6 protein-coding genes are annotated in these 5,654 nt (G+C 42.5%); all 6 read left to right on the top strand.

All coding sequences use genetic code 11. From position 1 onward, the window contains the following. A partial coding sequence (locus tag VN429_RS04375; protein ID WP_325630195.1) for an ABC transporter substrate-binding protein occupies nucleotides 1-1,088 on the top strand: 1,088 nt, incomplete at its 5' end. Between the two features lie 2 nt (nucleotides 1,089-1,090). Next, nucleotides 1,091-2,149: a FecCD family ABC transporter permease gene (locus tag VN429_RS04370; protein WP_325630193.1), complete on the top strand. Its 1,059-nt coding sequence runs from the start codon at nucleotides 1,091-1,093 to the stop codon at nucleotides 2,147-2,149. Further along, nucleotides 2,146-2,949: an ABC transporter ATP-binding protein gene (locus tag VN429_RS04365; RefSeq protein ID WP_325630191.1), complete on the top strand. Its 804-nt coding sequence runs from the start codon at nucleotides 2,146-2,148 to the stop codon at nucleotides 2,947-2,949. The genes VN429_RS04370 and VN429_RS04365 overlap by 4 nt, the downstream gene beginning before the upstream one ends. Then, the gene (locus tag VN429_RS04360) at nucleotides 2,946-3,755 is read left to right on the top strand and encodes a class I SAM-dependent methyltransferase (protein ID WP_325630189.1); all 810 of its coding nucleotides are present in this window, start codon (nucleotides 2,946-2,948) and stop codon (nucleotides 3,753-3,755) included. Before VN429_RS04365 ends, VN429_RS04360 begins: the two co-directional genes overlap by 4 nt. Further along, complete coding sequence (locus VN429_RS04355) at nucleotides 3,752-4,597, top strand: class I SAM-dependent methyltransferase (protein WP_325630185.1); 846 nt, start codon at nucleotides 3,752-3,754, stop codon at nucleotides 4,595-4,597. Before VN429_RS04360 ends, VN429_RS04355 begins: the two co-directional genes overlap by 4 nt. A gap of 1 nt (nucleotide 4,598) precedes the next feature. Next, nucleotides 4,599-5,405 (top strand): class I SAM-dependent methyltransferase, encoded by an 807-nt coding sequence (locus VN429_RS04350; protein ID WP_325630183.1) that lies wholly within the window; start codon nucleotides 4,599-4,601, stop codon nucleotides 5,403-5,405. Nucleotides 5,406-5,654 lie beyond the last annotated feature (249 nt).

Raw genomic sequence — 5,654 nt, 5'->3', positions numbered from 1 at the left:
CAATTCTTTTAATTTCTTTGCTTGCCGTATCAGGCTTTGCAGAGAAGACAGAAAAGACCCTGACTGACATTAATGGACATCAGGTAACCCTCAAAGTCCCAGTTGACAAAATTGTTCTCCAGGATAGTGGGAGTGGTGGACCTTTTTATACACTCTTTGCTCTTGAGGGAAATGATGCAATAAAAAAGATTGCAGCAATTGATAATGGTCTTCAGGATAACAGGGCAGATATCTGGAACAAATTTGTAGAAGCGGTTCCTGAACTCAAAAATGTCCCGGTTGTGGGTACTGGAAAAGATCTGAATGTCGAATCTGTTGTTTCTCTCAAACCTGACGTTCTTATAGTTCCAAAAAATACCTACGATACAGCCGTTGAGGTCTACAAAAAAGTAGAGGAAGCAGGTATTCCTGTTGTTGCTATAGATTATCATGCTGAAACGCTTGCCAACCATCAAAAAAGCATTGAACTGATGGGAGAACTTCTCGGAAAAGAAGACAGGGCAAAAGAACTCTTTAGTGATTATAAAGCACAGATGGACATCGTCAATTCACGACTTGGCAAAATTACAGGACCAAAACCACGAGTCTATGTTGAATGTGCTAATAAGAATGCTGGTGAGCTGTCCAATTCATATGGCAATTATATGTGGGGAGCACTCATTGAGATGTGCCATGGTGACAATATTGCCGAGGGAGCAATCCAAACATATGGCCCACTCAGCCAGGAAGTTATTCTAAAGAAGGATCCAGAAGTCATCATCTATACTGGATCATACTGGCCTAAAGAGGCTGCATCATTCAGACTTGGATTTGATTCAACCGAACAAAAGGCACGTGATACCCTGGAACCCTATCTCAAACGCGACGGATGGGAGTCACTCTCTGCGATGAAAAACAACCGGGTATATGGCATTTATCATGGCCTGAGCAGAGATATCATTGACTTTGCAGCATTCCAGTATATTGCTAAATCCTTGTATCCGGATGAGTTCAAGGATGTAAACCCAGAAGAGAACCTGAAAAAGTTCTTCTCAAAGTACCTGCCTGTAGAGCTCAGTGGTGTATGGACGCTTGATCCTGCAAAGTAATCATGAATACACCTGATTCACCGGTCAAGAAGACCGCTGTGGAGATGTATCATGGAATTACATCCCACAAATTTTTTTGCATTCTGGCTCTTTTTATCACACTCATCATCTCATTCACCATTGATGTGATGAGCGGCCCGGCGTGGCTTACTGTTCCGGAAGTCCTTCAGGCTTTATTAGGACATGGAAATGATGTCAACAACCGGATTGTCTGGATAATCCGCCTCCCTATGGCCATCATGGCGATATTTGTAGGAGCAGCACTTGGAATAGCAGGAGCACAGATGCAGACAATCCTGGACAATCCTCTTGCCAGCCCATATACCCTTGGAGTTTCCGCAGCCGCAGGATTTGGGGCAGCTCTTGCAATCGTTCTTGGTGTCGGTGTCATTCCCGGAGGGAATGAATTTCTTGTCCCAATCAATGCCTTTATCTTTTCAATTCTCTGTTGCATCTCGATATACCTGATAGCCTGGCATAAGAAAGGAACAACAGAAACCCTTGTCCTAGCAGGGATTGCACTTCTCTTCCTCTTTAATGCATTGACCACATTTCTTGAGTACATCTCAACACAGGAAGATCTTCAGGCTGTAGTTTTTTGGTTGTTTGGAAGTATGGTAAAGGCAACATGGCCGAAAGTTGCTATTGTCGGGATAGTGCTTGCTATAGTTGTCCCATTCTTTTTGAGAGATGTATGGAAACTGACCGCATTGCGTCTTGGAGAGAATAAAGCGAGAAGTCTGGGTGTGAATGTTGAACGGCTCAGAATCAAATCGTTTATCCTGATTTCAATACTCACTGCAACTGCAGTCTGTTTTGTGGGGATTATTGGCTTTATCGGACTTGTTGCCCCTCATATCTCCCGAATGGTAGTCGGCGAGGATCACAGGTTTTATCTTCCGGCTTCACTCCTAGGCGGGGCCCTTTTACTATCTGTCTCATCAATAGTCAGTAAACTCGTAATTCCGGGGGCTATTTTTCCAATTGGCATTGCAACATCGTGTATCGGAGTTCCGTTCTTTTTGTATCTGATACTTCGAAGAAGGAGTGAATTCTGGTGAAACTGAACGTTGTAGATCTCTCATTTGCATATAATTCCCATCCGGTACTTGAGGATATTAACCTCATAACCGATGAGAAGATCACCGCTATTTTAGGCCCTAACGGAGCTGGAAAATCAACACTGCTTAGTTGTATCGCAGGAATCAGAAAGCCTCAGGGGACGGTATATCTTGATAATACGTCAACAGCGGATATAACACCGGATAATCTTTCACGAGCGATAAGTTACCTCCCCCAGGATAATCCATCCGGGGTTGTTATGAGTGTTCTTGAAGCTGTCCTTCTTGGGAGAATCCATTCTCTGAAGTGGAAGGTTCCTGATGAGGATGTCACATGTGCATATGATACCCTGACCGATCTTGGTATTGAAAATCTTGCCGAACGCAATCTCACCGAACTGAGCGATGGACAACGACAGATGGTCTCAATTGCACAGGCTATTGCGAAAGATCCCCGGATCCTTCTCATGGATGAACCAACGAACTCACTTGATCTGCAGCATCAGCTTGAACTCTTTGATCTCATCAGAGAGGTGACCGAGGATAGAAAGATCACCTCACTTATTGCACTCCATGATCTCAATCTCGCTGCCAGATATGCAGATAATGTCGTCGTTTTACACTCAGGAAAAGTATCGTCATATGGTCCTCCTGATGAAGTCTTCACCTGCGAGATGATCGAGAAGGTATATGGCGTTCATGCAGATGTTACAACAGATTCTGATGGATACATCCATGTCTGTCCAAAATGCTCGGTAAAACAGAGAACAAAAAAGATCTCACGGAGAACAAATACATGAAAACAAATTCAGATGATTTGGAAGATAACTGGGCTGAATTATGCTCTGAAGAAAGTCTGCGGTGCACCCCTGAATACTGGAACAGTCGTGCAGAAGATTATGCAGATTTTATTGTGAATAGTGATTTTGATCACGGAAGAAAAATTCTCAACCATTTTGTAAAAGAAGGGTTGGTTGAATCGAATTGGGATATTGTTGATATCGGATCAGGTCCTGGTGCAATCTCAATTCCTTTCGCTGCAAAGGTCCGGTCTGTGACATCAGTAGAACCTGCATGCGAGATGGCTAAAAACCTTTTAAAGCAGGCTGAAATGCGAAATCTTTCTAATATCTCTCTTATACCAAATACCTGGCAGGATATTGCGATCACAGAGCATCTTGGGAAATACGATCTCGCTATCTGCTCTCATGCAATCTGGCATTTTCCTGATCTCTTCTTTCAGATAGAGCGAATGCAACGGGTAAGTAGAAAATATTGTGCAGTTGCACATGGTATCTTTGAAGCAGGTCAAATTGAACCGATTTATAAAAATCTGGGAATTCCCCGTGATGATGCTGACCGGTTCATTATGGTTAAGCGAATTTTAGAAAACAGAGGGATATTCCCTGAGGTCAGTGTTCTTCCAACAACCATGCAACGAACAGTACAATCTGCACGGTCAATGATGGTTCTGGGTCTGAAAAAATACCGCGAAGTACAGCCTGAAGATGAAGCGATGATTGACGAGTATCTGAAAGCTCATTCTAAAGACGGGATGTATGTACGTCAGGGAAAGATGGGTCTTCTCTGGTGGAGAGTATCATGACCAGCCCTAGTGTTACGAAATGGGAAAAGATCTATGATGCACGTCTCTCCCAGATGAACAGGGATTACCAGATATCTGACTGGACAGCCCGTTCTGCAGATTATTCAGAGTCTAGAAAGACAGACAACTACAAGTATGGCAGGACTGTTCATAATATTCTTTCTTCAAATGGTGTCCTTTCAGATACAAGCAGGATGATCGAAGTGGGGTCCGGTCCAGGCACATTTGTGATCCCTTTTGCGCAAAACATCTCTCATGTTACTGCTGTTGAACCTGCTGAAGGGATGCAAAACCATATAAAGGCAAATGCTCTTGAGGCAGGAGTTGAAAATTTTGATATCATTCCTTCTATCTGGCAGGATGTTGATGTTCAGTCAATGGCAGGCTCATATGATCTCGCGATATCGTCTACTGTTATCTGGATGTTTCGTGATATTGTCAAGCAGATAAAGCGAATGGAGAAAGTCTCTTCAGGATACTGCTGTTTAAGTGCAAGCATCCCAAACAACGCCCATACAGAAGATACATTATGGAAATCACTTGTCGGAGATAAACCAAGACCTCAGTTCCCAGAATATCCTCTGATTTACGATATTCTGTACGAGAATAATATCCATCCAGAAGTGCGAATCATAACCAGTGAAAGCAGGCGATCTCCTGAGAACATGATTACGATGTATTCTGTTTTTTACAACCTGTTTACTACCATGACAAAGGAGAAAGAGGAACTCATCAATCAGCATGTCATGGATAAACTTGTAGACGGATTATATCCGATGCAATTAACCAGTGCTGTTCTTTGGTGGAAATCTCCATCCGGGGAAATAAATGCAGGTGAATGATATGAGTGATAACTGCTCACCTGATACTATTCAGCAGTATAAACAGGAGATCTCTGAATGGTGGACAAAAGATTGCAAATTTTACGATAATTATCCAGAACACGGGCTCACAAAGAAAGAAGAGGAACTCTGGCAAAAGTTTCTCTTACATGAACTAGGGGAAAGTCCAAAACGAATCCTTGATGTCGGAACAGGAACAGGATCGATATCTTTGATTTTGTCAGCATTAGGGCATGATGTATCAGGAGTAGATCTTTCTCCAGGGATGCTTTCTGTTTGTGAGCGAAAAGCAGTTGAACGGGGCCTGAGTCTTGATTTGAAAGTCGGAGATGCAGAGGCACTCCCATATCCTGATAACTCATTTGATGTTATCACAAGCAGGTGGGTTTTATGGACTCTTCTTCAGCCCTCTGTTGCAATTCAGGAATGGAAACGGGTACTGAGGCCTGGCGGAAGGATCCTGGCTTTTGACGTAAAAACTCATGACAATCTGAATCAATCGGTATCTCAAACTATCAAGGGTCACATCTCGAAATTTCTGATATCTGTCCAGGATGGCAGAAAACTTGATAGTTATCTGTACAAATCAGATATTAATATGGCACTCCCGCTTGCATACAACAAGCAAGACTGTTTTAACAGGCAGGTTATGTTATTCAAAGATGCAAATCTCGATGATGTGTCGGCAAAACCTGTTGAGCCTCTCAGTGTAATGAAAAATGAAAAATTAAACAAACCATGGAGATACCGGTTCGCTAAGAAGGGATACGGCGACTGGCATTGTATATCTGGAATGAAGAAACAATAACCCTTTTTTGAGAATGCAAACAAACTGATAATTGACCTCTTCAAACCCGAAAATCATATAACTGACAGACTTTCAGGTAGAATGAGGGGAGAGATTTGTCAATAAAACTATTCGTTCCACAACAGAATTTTTCAGGTGAACAAAAACATATGAATCAAAATTACATCCACCAATACATGATTGAATAAGTTCACATGAACATTTGAGATCATGGAGGTACACACGGATGTCAGGAGATTGCATACAATG

This window comes from Methanospirillum sp., from assembly GCF_035560735.1.
Lineage (GTDB): Archaea > Halobacteriota > Methanomicrobia > Methanomicrobiales > Methanospirillaceae > Methanospirillum.
The sequence above is the reverse complement of the archived record's forward strand: the minus strand, read 5'-3'. Positions and strand labels throughout refer to the sequence as shown.